The following is a 15,599-nucleotide window of genomic DNA, read 5'->3' on the forward strand; positions in this document are numbered from 1 at the left end:
CAAGAGTCTATGCCGTTTTGGAACACGTAGCACTCGATGACGGATTCTTCATTCTCGTCCGGGCAACGAGTCCTTCTCAACGGAGCGCCGGCTGAAATCATCAAAACACAGACAGTCGGCGAGATCGAATATTTGAGAGCATACATCGACGGGAAAGGCGTCAAGACTGTCTGTCTCGACGATGTAGAGATTCAGCCACAGCAGTCCGGAATCGAGGAACTGGCCAACCAGCGAATCGACGACCTTCATCCGGATCACGATGCGGTCGCGGCGCAGTGGTTCGACCTCCGGACGCAGGCGACGAAGCTCAAACTCGCTCACGAACAGGGACAGCTCCTGAGCATCTCGAACTCGCTCGTTCGGCTCGAACCGTATCAGCTTGACGCCGTAAACTGGGTGATGCAGAAGCTCCGGCAGCGGGCGCTTATCGGTGACGACGTCGGGCTCGGGAAAACGATAGAGGCGGGCCTCGTCCTCAAGGAACTCGCTGCACGGAATCGCGCTGACCGCGTCCTGTTCGTCGTTCCCGCCCACCTCCAGAAGAAATGGATCCGGGATATGGACCGCTTCTTCGACATCGACCTGACCGTGGCAGACCGCGCGTGGGTGGAAGGTGAGCGCCGACGGCTCGGCGAGGAGGCTAACATCTGGGCCCAAGACCAGCAACGGCTCGTCACCAGCATGGCGTTCCTGCGGCAGGACGAGTTCCGGCCTGCACTCCGGGACGCGTTCTGGGACGTCGTCGTGGTCGACGAGGCCCACAAGGCTGCAAAGCGGGGGGACTCACCGAGCAAGACGGCACGGATGATTGACGCTGTCACGGGGAACTCCGACTCGTTGCTGCTTCTCAGCGCGACGCCACACGACGGGAAGGGCGAGGCGTTCCGCTCGCTCGTGGAGTACATCGATCCGTTCCTCGTCGCCGAAAACCAGGAACTCTCACAGGAAACAGTCGACCGCGTCATGATCCGTCGCGGGAAGACCGACATCTACGACGAGGACGGTGAACGCGTCTTCCCGGACCGCGAGGTCAACTCGGTATCGGTCTCGATGACCCACGACGAACGACAGTTCTACCGGGCTGTCACCGACTACGTGAAAAACGTCTACAACCGCTCGGAGAAGCTGAACGAACCCGCAGTCGGGTTCGCGATGGCGCTCATGCAGAAACGACTGGTGAGCAGCGTCGGCGCGATTCACGCGACGCTCCGACGACGACTCGACGACCTTCTCGACGAAGAGGCAGAAACGGACGGGCTTTCCGAGGAAGCACGAGCCTATCTCGACGGCGAGGATCTAGACGAGGACGACAAGCAACACGCGGAAGACGAGATCGCCGGTCTGACCGTCACCAGTACCGACGAACAACTCCAAGAGGAGATCGATACGCTCCGCGACCTCGTGTCGCTGGCGGAGGATCTACCGGTCGACTCCAAGGCCCAGAAAGTCAGACGGTTCATCTCCCAACTCCTCGAGGAACAGCCGGACGAGAAACTCCTGTTGTTCACGGAGTACCGCGATACGCTGGACTACCTTCTCGAATTCGTGCAGGACGAGCCGTGGGCCGACGAGATTCTGGTGATTCACGGCGACGTTGACAAGGACGAACGGACCCGGATCGAAGACGAGTTCAATCACGGGCAGTCACGACTCCTGTTCGCGACCGATGCAGCGAGTGAGGGGATCGATCTCCAGCACAGCTGTCACATCATGGCTAACTACGAGCTTCCGTGGAACCCGAACCGCCTCGAACAGCGGATCGGACGCATCCATCGCTACGGACAGGAAGAGGAGGTCAAGGTCTGGAACTTCCTCTTCGACGACACCCGCGAGAGCGAAATCTTCGAAATGCTCCAGACCAAGGTCGAGGAGATCCGCTCCCAGCTCGGAAACACAGCGGACGTGCTTGGCATCCTCGACGACATCGACGTGGATGCGCTCATCATGGAGTCCATCGAGAACGACGACCCGCCGAGTGCGACCAAAGCGGAACTCGAGCAGCTGATCGAGGAGCGCCAGCGGACGCTCGAGGAGTGGTACGAGCGGAGTCTCGTCGATACGAGCACGTTCGACGCGGAGAGTCGCCGGCAGATTCAGGAGGTCGTCGACGAGTCAGCGGACGTCTACGGAAGCGAGGGAGACATCCGCGAGTTCTTCGAGCGAGCAGTCGAAGCCTTCGGAGGCGAATTCGAGAAACGCGGTACCAACCTCTATCAAGCCGAGTTGCCTGATGGGATCAATTCGCCCGGCCAAGATGCGACGTTCGGCCCGTTCACGTTCGACCGCGACTTCGCGATGGATCACGAGGACATCACCTACCTCGCTCCGGACACGGACGTCCTGCAACGGCTCATGGCACGCGTGTTGGAGGACGAGCGCGGTACGGTCGGACTCAAACTGCTTCCGTTCGTCGACACGCCGGGGATTACCTACAACTATCGCGTGGCGTTCGAGGACGGCACTGGCGATGTGATTCGTGAGGAGACCATCCCCGTCTTCGTGGATGCGACGCAAGGGGACGCTCAGCAGGCGCTTGGTGAACGTGTCGTCGAAGGCGACTCGGTAGCAGCAAAGCCCGACGTCGACGACTTGCGAACGGTTCTCGACGCTCAATCCGACTTACGGGCGGCCGCTGACCGGTACGTGAGCGTGCGTGTCAACGAGATCAAGAACCATCTTCAGGAGAAACGTCACAAGGAGACTGCCCAGGAGTTGGAAAATCTCGAGGAGTATGCACAGGCGGAACGAGAACGGATCGAGGCCTTCATCGAGGAGTACGAGCGCAAATCCGACGCCGGCTCGGATATGGACATCGCGATCCGTGGCCAACAGGAGCGACTTGCACAGCTCGAAGAGCGAATCGAGACACGTCGCCGTGAATTAGAGCGCCGAGAACAGATCATCTCACTGGCGCCCGAGGTTGAGAACTACTGTTTGACTCTCCCATTATGAATCGGTTTCTGAATGAGACTACCTCAGTGTCGTAATTGCGACGGGCTCGCTGACAGTCGGCTGAATAATTTGCCTTCCGAGAGAGCGTTCGTGGCCGCGCAACAATCACAGAACCGATAGACTGCAAGCCGATATCACAACTGTTTTTGTTACCAACTGTGTACCGGTAGGTGGGTTCTGGTCCTCGCTCCATTTCCCCCTTGAATCCGATTCAGATCATCGATTGGCCCGAGTCCAGAACCTGTCGTCGTGGATGACGACTTCGAATGGTGCGTTGCACGCCACTCCCCCCCCCCCGGCTGCCCACCATTCCGTTGCTGACCTGAGTGAGGGGATAGCAGTCCTCGTGATACGTATCCGGGAGTTCGTCTGCCGTCACTACCACGTCTCTCCAGCAGCGGGGCGGCCACAGACTGGTTCGGGTATATCAGCGTGGCTCTGGTGTAAGACATCGTAAGCTCACGTATACCCATTGGGGCGAGCATCACGGTTAGGCAGGAGATCCACTCCGGTATCCGGGCCGCACCGACGGCCCCGATATCCTACCTTCTTGCGGAATGACTTGTCTCGCGACGCTGTATCCGTCGATAGAGGCACTCGCAAAACGGAGAGTGGGGAAACCAGGTTGGCAGACACTGGCGTTGGCCCCACTATCAATATACAGCCCAAACATATAAGTTTTTTGATAGATGCTTTACAATATTATGTATTTGTCTGGGCGGATAATAATAGGCGATACGAGCGGACTGCTCGCCTACATTACTTTCTTGCGCAGATAGGCCGAGATGGCTTCACTGATGAGCACAAGGCCCAGAATCGAGATGAGGATCGTCAGGACTGCTTCCCAGTTGAAGTAATTGATCTCAGTCTGGAGCGGGACGCCGATCCCGCCTGCGCCGACGAACCCGATGATCGTCGACGCTCTGACGTTGATATCCCATCGAAGCGTCGCGACACTGATGAACGCCGGCTTGATCTGTGGAACGATACTGTAGATGAGCACATCAATCGGCGATGCTCCGGCTGCAGTGATCGCTTCGACAGACCCGCGGTCGATCTCCTCGATGGCTTCCGCGATTAGCTTTGCAGTGAACCCGATCGATCTGATCGAGATCGCCAGCACGCCAGCGAGGGCCCCAGGGCCGAAGATAACCACGAAGATCAGTGCCCAGATGATGACGTTGACCGAACGGGTAAACGAGATGATGAACTTCCCCAGCAGGTACGCCGGCTTGTTGGGCGACGTGTTGCTGGCTCCGAGGAACGCAACCGGGATCGCCATCACGATGGCCAGTGCCGTTCCCAGAATCGAGATATTGATCGTCTCGAGCAGCGGCCCGACAATAGTCCGGGAGTACCCCACATTGGGGGATACATCCGGCCGAAGAGGTCGGCCAGCTCACGCGGGGCAGTCACGGCGTAGCCGTAATTCACTTCCATGGCGCGCCAGGCTGCGACGAGGATGACGAGTCCAGCTAGCAGCCCGAAGAACCGGAGTAAGCGCTCACGGCGATCGAACCGGCTCCATGAGTCAGTGCTGTTTGACATTATTGGATCCGCCTCCGAGCGAGAGCGCTGACACCTTCACCAACCATGACGATGGCGACGATGACAGCGATAATTGCCATGCTAAACTGGTAATCGTACTTATCGAAGGAGTTCAGCAGCGTGATACCGATACCGCCCGCTCCGACGATTCCGACGACAGTGCTGTGTCGGAGGTTGATGTCCAGGCGGTAAATCGACAGGCCGACGATCCGGGGCATTACCTGCGGGAGAACGCCGTAGAGATACGTCTGAACGGGTGTCCCGCCGGCAGCAGTGATCGCCTCCATCTGCCCACGATCGATGTCTTCGATCTCTTCTGCGAGAAGTTTCGCGAAGAATCCGATCGTTTTGAACGCGAGGGCAAGGACACCAGCGAGCGGACCGAATCCGACCGCTTTGACCATAATGATCGCAACGATGAGCTCGTGGAGTGAGCGCGTGACTGCAACGATGCTGCGACCGACGTAGTAGACTGGCTTCGGCGAGAGGTTATTGGAAGCCATGACAGCGACCGGCACGCTGACGATAATACCCATTGTCGTGGCGACAATCGTCATCACGATACTCTCGACGATCCCCTGTATGAGGAGTTCCCGCTGCGACGGAGTGTACGCTGGCGGGAGCATACTGGTGACGAGTTCGACACCAGCTCCGATCCCTCGCACGAACCGGCTGGGAGAAATCCGAAGGTTCCAGAAGCTATACGCGAAGAACAACAAGATAAGCCCGTAGATGAGATACTTGACTTTCTTGTTGTAGAAGACTGTGGGCCGCTCCCAAGATCCTTCAACGGCCGATCCAGATTCAGCAGCCATATTGATTAGTCACCTCGTTCAGCAATGACGTCGTCAGATCCGGTGCTGCTACCAGCACTCGGCTCTTCGCGGTCCGCAATGGATTCACCACCGCGGTAGATTTCGTCTCTGGCTGCCTGATCCAGATCGTCAGGTGGGCCGTTAAAGACGATCTCACCGTCACTGAGTCCGATGATCCGGTCCGCGTAGTCGACCGCCAGATCGACTTCGTGGATGTTGATGATGATCGGGATATCGTCTTCGTGAGCGATGTCCGTCAAGAGGCTCATAACCTCCCGGGAGGTATCGGGGTCCAGCGCACTCGTCGGTTCGTCAGCGAGCAGAATTTTCGGCCGCTGAATGACGGCACGGGCGATACCGACGCGCTGTCGCTGGCCACCGGAGAGTTCATCTGCACGGTTGTTCTCGACGCCCTCTAGGTTCACCCGACTGAGGATTTCCCGTGCGCGCTTGATATCCTCTGGTGGGAAGTTCCGACGGAACGCGTTCCACGTACTGAGATAGCCAAGGCGGCCGGAGAGTATGTTCTCCATCACCGTGAGGCGCTCGACGAGATTAAACTCCTGAAATATCATGCCCATATCGCGACGGACATCGCGAAGGGCTGATTTGTCCAGGCCGGTCACCTCTGTATCATCGAGCGAGACACGCCCGCCAGTTGGCTCGGTCAGCCTGTTGATACTACGAACGAGCGTGCTTTTTCCGGCCCCGCTTGGCCCGATGATCGCAACGATCTCGTTACCACTGACTTCGAATGAGACACCTTTGAGTGCTTTATCACCGGAGTCGTACGTTTTTTCCAGATTATCTACAGTGAGCATTATTCGGTTCTCTTCTTAGCCTTCGATGTTCTCGGTGTTGTACTTGATGTCGTTGTTCTCCTGAATCTGGAGGATGATATCGTAGACAGTGGCGTAATCAATCTCCGTCCATTTTCCGCGACCACCGAAGACCTCCGCGATCTTGGTGTCCGAGTAGTCGTAATCGAGGAATGCCGCCCTGATACCTTCCTGAATTTCTGGTTTCAGGTTGTAGCGGTAACAGAAGCTCGTTGTGGGGAACGGGTTGCTGGCCCACACGACTTTGAGATTCGTCGGGTCAATGTTGTCCGCCTCCGCAACACGCGTGACACAGGTGCTACAAACGGGGGCAGCGTCGTAGTCATCGTTTGCCACTCCGAGGATGCTCTGTTCGTGCCCGCCAGAGTAGCTCACTTCGTAGTCGTCTCCCGGAGTAACGCCCTGGTTCGAGAACAGCGCACGCGGAGCGAGGTTCCCGGAGTTGGACGACGGCTCAGCGTGTGCGACACGCTTGCCTTTGAGGTCCTCCAGCGACGAGATCTCATCGTTATCCGCCTGTGTGGCGAGCCACAGCCGATAACCGAAGTCACCCTCCTTCGAAATCTGGAGCGAGAACGGGACAGCGCCGGCCAGATTCACAGCGAACGGCGTTGGCCCAGTGGAGAACCCGGCGACGTGGAGGCGCTCGGATCGCATCGCCTCAATCTGGGACGCGTACGAGTTGAGGGGGAAGTACTTGACCGATTTCCCCGTCTCTTCGGCGATGTTGTCCATCAGCGGTTGCATCGTATCCCGGTAGACTGCCGGGTCCTCCGTCGGCGTCATCGCAAACGCGATGCGGTCCGGGTCAATCAGGTCGTCTTGATTATCGGGAGTACTCTGGACGGGGTTACCGTAGCGGGGCTTCTCGCGCTCCTTCATGTTCTTCAGGTCCTGCAGGGACCCCGTCTCGAACCCTGCCTCGATGAGCGTCTGCATCAGCTGCGGGAACTCCGGGTTCGCCGGATCGAACTCGGGATAGTTGGTACTCTGTCCGGAACTACCGTCGCCACTACTGGAACCGTCACTGCTATCAGTGCTGTCACCACCAGACGCTTCAGTGTTCTGGCTACTCTCCTGAGAACAGCCTGCAACGCCCGCTGCAAGCGCAGTAGCGCCAATTTTCAACACAGATCGTCGGTCAACTGGGTTCTGTTTCATTGTCGACGCAGACATGTGCGAAACCTGGGTTAAAAAGTATTTATGTTTAAATTTGACAAAACAACAAACCCCTCATACCGAGTTTTACGCGCTCTTCATATAAAAACTAGAATAAGTATTAGATTCAGACATATGAAGGATACTGGACACTAAGCAGTAATCGAGGGCGACCTTCGAGTTCCGCAGGGGCCACGGCAATATTCAAGCGATCCTCAAGGCCAACACCTATTACCCATCAGTATATTTGTCTCCATATAGAATATAGTAGTATATAGACTATATAAAAATGACGGAACCACCGTTTGTAAGATAAGATGACTGTAATGAGTGCAATCGCGAATACGGCTGCTTTCGGAGGTATAGAGGGGATAACTGTCGATACTGAGATACTCCACCTATTTATTGCAGGTGCACTGGGTATGCTGCTCGGGCTCGAACGAGAGTGGGCCAACAAGTCTGCGGGAATCCGAACGTTTACGCTGACGAGTCTGGTCGGCGCTGCCGCAATGTCACTCGACGAGAGGATACTACTTGCCTTGGGAGGGGCATTGGTACTCGTGCAAGGGGGGTTGCTCGGGATCCGGGGAATAGTCGCACAGTGGACCAGCGACGATAGTGAGTTGGAGTTCGGCCTGTCTCTGACAACCTCGACCTCGTTACTTGTCGCGTACGCGGTCGGGATACTGGTCGGAGCCAATCACGTTCTGATCGGCGTCATTATTGGCATAACGTCGTCGTTCCTGCTAGTCCTTCGGCGGGAGCTACACGAGTTTGCGAACCAGCTATCGCGAGAAGAAGTACGCAGCGCAGGTGAGTTTGCGATCATCTCGTTTGTCGTGTATCCGCTCCTGCCCGGCGGGACGTATGGGCCATGGGATGCGATCGATCCGAAACTGGTCTGGATGCTCGTGATCGCAGTCAGTGGGATCGGGTTTGTCAACTATATCGTGATGCAGCGATACGGCAGCAAGGGGATCGCTGTAACTGGCTTCTTCGGCGGGCTGGTGAACTCCACTGCCGTGATCGGCGAAATCGCGGGCAGGGCAAAGAACAATGCGGGGATCACAGAGCTCGCAGTCGGAACGATACTGATCGCTGATGCGGCGATGGCGGTCCGTAATTTAGCGATCATCGTTGCATTCGTCCCCGAGTCGGCTGTCAGTGTTGGACTCCCGCTCGGCCTGATCGCGATTAGTGGCGTCGGACTCGCATATTACGATAGCGACTGGGAGGGAGATCTGGAACTGGATTTCGACTCGCCGTTTAGCAGTGCAAATGCGCTGAAATTCGGCTTGCTCTTCCTCGCTGTCTTGATTCTGACCGCCGGAGCACAGCGCATCTTCGGAACAGCCGGGTTCCTGATTACGAGCTTCCTCAGCGGCATCGTATCGAGCGGCACGACGACAACGACCGCAGTGACGCTGACGTCGACCGGTCAGATATCGCCGGCAGTAGCGGCGCAAGGCGTGCTGGCCGGGACACTCTCAAGTATACTCGTGAAAATCGGGTTTGCAACAAGTATCAACCGCTCACTGCTAGCGCCGGTGGTGCGAAAGTCACTCTACCTGTCGCTCATCGGGATCGGTGGCGTGGTTATCAGCATCCAATTGATATGAACAGTCAGAGCTATCAGCGTGTTTCGAGGGTCGCCGCGGCCCCTGCGGCAGAGGAAGCGCCTGTGATCACGTCGGCAGCGGCTTCTGCCGAAGCGTCACCGTTCGAGATGGAGGAACTCTAGATGACGTACACCAGTGCCATCATCGACCTCGACGGGACGATATATCGCGGGGATTCGTTAGTCGAAAACGCTGCAGAGGGGGTACGGACAGTACGTAAGGCGGGGCTTTCGACGCTGTTCGTCACGAACAAGCCGATCGACCGGCGGGAGAAGTATTGCGAGAAACTGAACGCGCTGGGCATCGATTGCAGCAGTGAGGACATAATCACGTCCGCCACTGCATCAGCGGACTATCTATCCGCGCAGCACCCGGAGCGCGAAATCTACGTCATCGGCGAAGACGCTCTGGTCGCGGAGTTGCGTGCCGCCGGATTGAAAACGACGTCCGACCCCGAACGAGCGGGCACTGTGATCGCATCACTTGATTTTGGTTTCGATTACCAGGCGCTACAAGATGCGCTAATCGCACTTACCGAGAACGACGCGCTTTTCGTTGCGACCAACCCGGATCGAACGTGTCCGGTAGATGGTGGTGAGATACCCGATGCAGCAGGGATGATCGGGGCAATAGAAGGAGTTACCGGGCAGGAATTGGATCAGTTGATCGGCAAGCCGTCCAACGTAATCCTTCAGATGGCGCTGGAACGGCTCGGTGGCGAGCCGGAGCGCTGTCTCATGATCGGTGATCGCCTCGGGACAGACATCAGAATGGGGAACCAGGCCGGGATGGAGACGGTACTGCCGCTAACTGGCGTTACCAGTACGGCGGACTTAGAGGAGAGTGACGTGAGCGCGGACCACGTCGTGACCGACCTTTCAGAACTGGCAGCTATCGTAGAAAACGGACAGTAGGTCCGGAAACAGGGGAGTAACTGTTTCCAGGGGTCTCGATACCCAGAGCTCAGTCGAGCACTCCGGGGTAGTCAGCGATGATTCCGTCGACACCGGCCTCGACCAGTTTCTCCGCCTGATGCCAGGTCGTTATCGTGTACGGGATTACCTTCCGACCTTCCTCGTGTGCGGTCTCGACCAGATCGATCTCGGCGAAATCCGGGTCTTCGAGGTAGTAGTCCTCGTTGAAGAAGGGCGTGTTCATGATCATATTGTACGGCGGCTGGATGTACTCCGCGTCCAGGTCACGGACGATAGAAAGACCGTCCTCGATTGAATCCCAGAACAGGTACGCGATCGGAATACTGGCGTCCGCGTTTCGGACGGACTCCAGCGCAGCCTTCTGGAACGACTGGATGATAACATCGTTTTCGTGATGCGAGAGGACTTCGAGTGCCTGTTCCGTGAACGGATCCCAGGTCTCGACATCGGATTCCGACGCGTCGTCGTCGGGAGAGACACCAGCGGCCTTCCACTCGATGTCGAGTGGGATACTGTCCGGAGTCGCTTCGACGAACTCGTCTAGTCGAGGGATTGTCTGTCCGCTGTCACGGATTTCAGCGTTCAGAACCGTCTGCACGTCGTTCTCCCAGACGTACCCTGATTCGTCTGTCAGGTCGTCTAGCTTATCGTCGTGGAAAACGACGATTTCGAAGTCCTCACCCTTCCAGGGCTTCCCGCCTGCAGGCACGAGATCACATTCCATCATATCGGTATTGTACTCGTGACTGCTGGGACCGCCGTACGCCGCCTGCTGAACTGCGGCGATGGTGTTTTGCGGATACAGACCGCGGTAGCCACGGTGTGCAGCGAGGATCGGTGGAGAAGCGATGGGCGGTTCGGTACTGCTGTGATCGTTTTCCCTGCCAGCCGCAGTGCCTACAATGGAGCCCAGTGCGGCAGCAGACGTACTCTTTAGCACGGTTCGACGGCATATGTCTGGTATTCGAACCATTCCGTGGCCTATTACCTACACAATCTATATATAACTATTGATTGCACATATCAGTATATACCATTGCGTTTTCTTGAGTTTATTTGGGTTATACGGCAGTAGAAACGGCTGCAGAGTGGATGTATATATCAATATATAGCATAAATGCCGGTTGAATCCCCAGCTTTGTTGTATTGAGACTACATGTAGCAAGCGAATCGGACGGAACTGGGCTTGCACAGCGCTCTCGCTAGCAGCGGCTCTGAGACAGCGCTCTGCCACTATCCCCGTGGTCGCGCCGGTCGGCGCGTTCGAGAAGCCCACAGCACCGGATCGAACCGAAAATGTCGGTGCCCGTCCCTTCTATCGGAGGATCGAGAATCGGTCGGAAAACCTAAAGAGTGCTATCGATGGGGCTAGTTTCTTCGGGTGGTTGCGCCGCCGCTGCGTGATAGATGGCCTCGCCCGTCTGTGGGTCGAACAGGTGGAGCCGCTCGGTCTCAACTGTCAACGCAACTCGGTCGCCCGGCTCGACGGCCGTTCGGGGTTCGGCGTGTAGTTTGAACTCCTGATCGCCGGTCCGACACTCCAGCAGGAGGCTATCGCCGAGCGGTTCGGTGACGGTTACTTCAGCGGCGAACGAGCTTCGGTCGGCCGAATCAGCTACCGAAAGGCTCTCCGGACGAACGCCTAGCAGCGCCTGTCCTCCGGCGACTGTTTCCAAGCCGTCGCCCTCGGGTAACGGGATGCGAAACGTCGGCCCGACGGCCTCGTATTCAGTGCCATCACTGGAGATATCCACGGCGAGCATGTTCATCGCGGGGTCGCCGATGAACTCCGCGACGAACCGAGTCTCGGGGTAGTCGTACAGCCGCTGTGGGCTGTCGACTTGCTGGATGCGGCCGTCGTTCATCACTACCACCCGGTCACCGAGCGTCAGCGCCTCTGTCTGGTCGTGGGTCACGTAGATTGTCGTGGTCTCGAATTCGCCGTGGAGTTTCGCCAGTTCAGCCCGCATCTTGATCCGGAGTTTGGCATCGAGGTTCGACAGCGGCTCGTCCATGAGGAACACCTCCGGGTCACGGACTAGTGCGCGGCCAAGTGCGACTCGCTGTCGTTCGCCACCCGATAGCTCGCCTGGCTTTCGGTCGAGCAGGTCGTCGATGTCGAGCACCGCTGTGGCTTCTCTCACTTGGCGGTCGATTTCCTCGTCACTGAAGTCGCCGGCCGACTTCATGCCGAACGTGATGTTCCGGCGCGCGGTCATGTGCGGGTACAGCGCGTAGTTCTGGAACACCATCGCGACGTCCCGGTCTTTCGGTTCGACGCCGGTGACGTCCTGGTTGCCCATCTGGATCGTGCCGTCAGTGGCCCGCTCTAGCCCGGCGATCAGCCGAAGCGTGGTGCTTTTGCCACACCCACTGGGCCCGACGACAGTCACGAACGCCCCGTCCGGTATCTGGAGGTCGATGTTTTTGACGGCGACGACACCATCGAATTCCTTCCGTACGTTCTGTAAGGTTACGTCAGTCATTGGTATCCTCTCACTTTTGTTGGATCGTAAACGTCTCCAGCAGCTGTCGTCGGAACAGCACTAGCAGTGCCAGCGGCGGCAACAGGGTCAGTATCGACCCGGTCATCACCATCGACCAGGCCACTTCGCCGGTGCTGGCCTGTCCGCGAAGCAGGCTCAGCCCGACCTGTGCGACCTGCAGGCTCTCGGCGTTGATGATCACCAGCGGCCAGAGATACTGGTTCCATGTGTAGACGAACATGATCACCGAGACGCCCACGAGGACGGCACGGGACATCGGGACCAGGACCGACCACAGAAACCGCAGCGGCCCGACACCGTCGACCTTTGCCGTCTCGACGAGCGAGGCCGGAATCGACAGGAAATGCTGGCGCAGTATAAAGACGGTCGTCGCGCTGGCCAAGTATGGGACCGTGATAGCGAAGATCGTGTTACCCATGCCAAGCTCCGTCGTCAAGCGATACAGTGGCACAAACCTGACCGGGACCGGGAGCAAGAGCGTAAAGAGAATAAACAGGAACACGGCGTTCTTGTACGGGAACCTGTAGTAGACGATCACCAGCGCGGCCAGCAGCGACACGATCAGCTTTCCGACGACGACGGCGACAGACATCACAAATGAGTTCAGCATGTACCGCCAGAATTCGAGGCCAATGAGGGCACGACGGTAGTTCGACAGCGCGTGGCCGCCAGGTGCCAGATCGGCGATCGAGGTGACGATCCCGGCCCGCTTCGTTGAGACAAGCGCCGCGATCAACACTGGCAGTACGATCAGGAACACGACGGTCGCTGTGAGTACGTGCAGCGTGAGCTGCTCCGTCTCAAATCGCCGGATGCGGTCGCTGGTGGTTCGTCCCGCAGCTCGGGAGCGCTCAGCGGCAGCAGTCAACGCGGTGAGGAGTGACCCGAGCATGTTAGCCTCCGTAGTAGGCGTACCTGTCGCTCAGCCGGAACTGGCCGTACATCAACAGCCCGACAGCGACGAACAGTACAACGGACTTCGCCGAGGCGAATCCGAACTCGTAGAACTGGAAGGCGGTCCGATAGAGGTCGTAGATGAGGATGTTCGTCGCACCGGCGGGACCGCCCTTGGTCATGAGATCGACCATGGCGAACGTGCCGAAGAAGCCGTAAATCGTGTTCATGATGACCAGGAACACGAGTGTCGGCGAGATGATCGGGACGTACACGCGAAGCAGTCGCTGCGTTCGGGAGACGCCGTCGAGTTCAGCGGTCTCAGTCAGCGACTCGGGGACGTTGCCGAGCGCGGCTGTCATGAAGATAACGTTGTATCCGATCTGCTTCCACACCGCTGCGATCAACACGACGACGAACGCCTGTGGACCGTTGCTGAACCAGTTGACATCGATGCCGAGAGCCTCGATGTAGCTCGTGAAGATACCGATGTTCGGGTGTGCGATGAACAGGAACACCAACCCGGCGACTGCCGGCGGCAGCGCGTACGGCCAGATAACCGCCACCAGATACAGCCCCTTCCCGACTTCGATCTCGTGGATGAGAAAGGAGACACACAGGGCAACGGCCATCACGCCGACGACGACGCACGTAGCGAACAGGACCGATAGCAGGACGCTCCGGAGGTACTCTGTGGAGCCGGCTAACCGCCTGTAGTTCTCCAGTCCGACGAACACGTCACCCCGGGCGAGTGAGGCCTGGTAAAAGCTCAGCCCTATCGCACGGACCGTCGGGTAATAGAGGAACAACAGCGACACGACCATCGTCGGTAACAGCAACACACCGGCCTGCAGGCGGTCTGTGAATACTTCGTGGGTGGACATTAGCTGTAGTATCGGTCTAGTTCGTCTTCGACGGCCGATTTCAGCTCGGAGAGCCCCTCGTCGACGCCGACCTCGCCGCTGAACAGCTCGACCGACATATCCTGAATTGTTGTCTGGACCTGCCGAGCCGGGCCGATGAGCATCCGTTTTGTCGCCGGCGTGTTCTCGGCCTGTGTCAACTGGTCAAACGCGGTTCGGTACATCGGGTTCTCCGCAAACCAGCCGTCGTTTTCGAGTTGCTCGACAGCGGTCTGTCGGATCGGGTAGTAACCAGTCCCCTTGTGCCAGGTGATCTGTGACTCCGGTCGACCCATGAATTCGAGGAAGCTGCCGATGTCGTCCTGGCGGTCCTGTGGCAGTCCGGAGGGGACGAACCACGAAGCCCCGCCGATAACTGGCCCGGTCCGGTCGCCGTCAATCGTCGGATAGAACGCGTTGTCGACCTCGAACCCGTTCTCCTCCGCGCCGGAGCGGATACCAGTGACCGATGCCGTCGAGGTCATCAACATGGCGGCTTGTCCGGTGAGGAACGTGGACGTTGCTTCCCCCCAAGCCTCTATCCCGGGGTTGCTGAACAGGCCGTTGTCTGCCATCTCGTGCCACCATTCGTACAGTGACCTGGCCGTGGCGTTGTCCGTTTGCATCGTCGTCGGCTGACCGGCGTGGCCGTTCTCGGCGTCGAGTAGCGTCTGGCCGTCGACGGAATAAAAGTGCTCGACGAACCAGACATGGTTCGGCCATGTGAGGCCGGCGTCGGTGACGCCTTCGTCGACGAGCGTCTGCGAGTAACTTCGGACTTCCTCAAGCGTGGTCGGCGGACTGTCCGGGTCGAGTCCGGCTTCCTCGAACGCCGACCGGTTGTAATAGAGGATGGCGTTGGAGTTGTTGAACGGCATCGACGTAAGCGTCCCATCGATGGTGAAAAACGAGGTCACGTTCGACAGGAAGTCATCGACCGGGTAGTCGTCGGAGAGCAAGTTCTCGACGGGCTCGACCGCGTCCGTGTCGAGGACCTGCTGTGCGAACAGACTGTCGATCTGGAAGACATCGGGGACCTCGCCGGAGTCAAGTGCGCTCAGTGTGTTCGTCAGTACCCCCTCGTAGGAGTCCTGAAAGACCAGGTTCGCGTCGATGTCCGTCTCGGACTGGAACTGGTCGACCAGCCCCTGCAGCGTCTCACCGTTGGTACCACCCATGGCATGCCAGATGGTGAGGCTGTCTTCGTCGACCGGCCGGACACTGGCACCGCTGCTACTGCTACATCCGGCTAGCCCCACGGTCCCCACCGTGAGTGCAGCCCCCGATGTTTTCAGAACCGACCGCCGCGATACATGGTCGTACCCGCCACCACTTTGAACCATACCCTTTGCCAGCAAGGCATGAAAAATGAATGATTATAATTGCTCTCTATAGCAGACAGTACGCGTATATGGGCGTCATAACCGAAC

11 protein-coding genes and 1 pseudogene are annotated in these 15,599 nt (G+C 58.0%); 3 read left to right on the forward strand and 9 right to left on the reverse strand.

Annotated features, from left to right (window positions below):
• Nucleotides 1-36 precede the first annotated feature (36 nt).
• A complete protein-coding gene (locus Har1131_RS19730) occupies nt 37-2,952 on the forward strand; it encodes a helicase-related protein (protein WP_151104045.1) in 2,916 nt (971 codons plus the stop codon).
• 754 nt (nt 2,953-3,706) lie between these two features.
• Here the strand turns inward: Har1131_RS19730 and phnE (Har1131_RS19735) are convergent.
• The 4 genes and pseudogenes from phnE (Har1131_RS19735) to phnD all read right to left on the reverse strand — a co-directional run bounded on the left by phnE (Har1131_RS19735) (nt 3,707) and on the right by phnD (nt 7,330).
• A pseudogene (gene phnE, locus Har1131_RS19735) lies at nt 3,707-4,500 on the reverse strand (phosphonate ABC transporter, permease protein PhnE).
• Nucleotides 4,500-5,315, reverse strand: a complete 816-nt coding sequence (phnE, locus tag Har1131_RS19740) for a phosphonate ABC transporter, permease protein PhnE (protein WP_050036534.1) — start codon at nt 5,313-5,315, stop codon at nt 4,500-4,502. The pseudogene phnE (Har1131_RS19735) and the gene phnE (Har1131_RS19740) overlap by 1 nt, the downstream one beginning before the upstream one ends.
• A 5-nt stretch (nt 5,316-5,320) precedes the next feature.
• The gene (gene phnC / locus Har1131_RS19745; RefSeq protein ID WP_008308314.1) at nt 5,321-6,136 is read right to left on the reverse strand and encodes a phosphonate ABC transporter ATP-binding protein; all 816 of its coding nucleotides are present in this window, start codon (nt 6,134-6,136) and stop codon (nt 5,321-5,323) included.
• 15 nt (nt 6,137-6,151) lie between these two features.
• Nucleotides 6,152-7,330, reverse strand: a complete 1,179-nt coding sequence (gene phnD, locus Har1131_RS19750; RefSeq protein ID WP_175055127.1) for a phosphate/phosphite/phosphonate ABC transporter substrate-binding protein — start codon at nt 7,328-7,330, stop codon at nt 6,152-6,154.
• A 299-nt stretch (nt 7,331-7,629) separates the two neighbouring features.
• Here phnD and Har1131_RS19755 point away from each other — a divergent pair, with 299 nt between their 5' ends.
• Nucleotides 7,630-8,931: an MgtC/SapB family protein gene (locus Har1131_RS19755; RefSeq protein WP_175055128.1), complete on the forward strand. Its 1,302-nt coding sequence runs from the start codon at nt 7,630-7,632 to the stop codon at nt 8,929-8,931.
• Between the two features lie 122 nt (nt 8,932-9,053).
• Nucleotides 9,054-9,845, forward strand: a complete 792-nt coding sequence (locus Har1131_RS19760) for an HAD-IIA family hydrolase (protein WP_050007814.1) — start codon at nt 9,054-9,056, stop codon at nt 9,843-9,845.
• Nucleotides 9,846-9,894: 49 nt separating this feature from the next.
• On the opposite strand, the gene Har1131_RS19765 is transcribed toward Har1131_RS19760, so the two are convergent.
• The 5 genes from Har1131_RS19765 to Har1131_RS19785 all read right to left on the reverse strand — a co-directional run bounded on the left by Har1131_RS19765 (nt 9,895) and on the right by Har1131_RS19785 (nt 15,347).
• On the reverse strand, nt 9,895-10,839 hold the full coding sequence (locus tag Har1131_RS19765) for a glycerophosphodiester phosphodiesterase (RefSeq protein WP_023842940.1): 945 nt from the start codon (nt 10,837-10,839) through the stop codon (nt 9,895-9,897).
• 373 nt (nt 10,840-11,212) lie between these two features.
• Entirely contained in the window at nt 11,213-12,352 is a 1,140-nt protein-coding gene (locus Har1131_RS19770) for an ABC transporter ATP-binding protein (RefSeq protein ID WP_151148312.1), read from the reverse strand.
• Nucleotides 12,353-12,362: 10 nt separating this feature from the next.
• Nucleotides 12,363-13,265: a carbohydrate ABC transporter permease gene (locus tag Har1131_RS19775; RefSeq protein ID WP_014030925.1), complete on the reverse strand. Its 903-nt coding sequence runs from the start codon at nt 13,263-13,265 to the stop codon at nt 12,363-12,365.
• 1 nt (nt 13,266) lies between these two features.
• Nucleotides 13,267-14,151 (reverse strand): carbohydrate ABC transporter permease, encoded by an 885-nt coding sequence (locus Har1131_RS19780; protein ID WP_008308323.1) that lies wholly within the window; start codon nt 14,149-14,151, stop codon nt 13,267-13,269.
• Nucleotides 14,151-15,347, reverse strand: a complete 1,197-nt coding sequence (locus tag Har1131_RS19785) for an ABC transporter substrate-binding protein (RefSeq protein ID WP_008308325.1) — start codon at nt 15,345-15,347, stop codon at nt 14,151-14,153. The genes Har1131_RS19780 and Har1131_RS19785 overlap by 1 nt, the downstream gene beginning before the upstream one ends.
• Nucleotides 15,348-15,599: the final 252 nt, after the last annotated feature.

Origin of the sequence: Haloarcula sp. CBA1131 (assembly GCF_008728975.1) — an archaeon.
GTDB lineage: Archaea > Halobacteriota > Halobacteria > Halobacteriales > Haloarculaceae > Haloarcula > Haloarcula hispanica.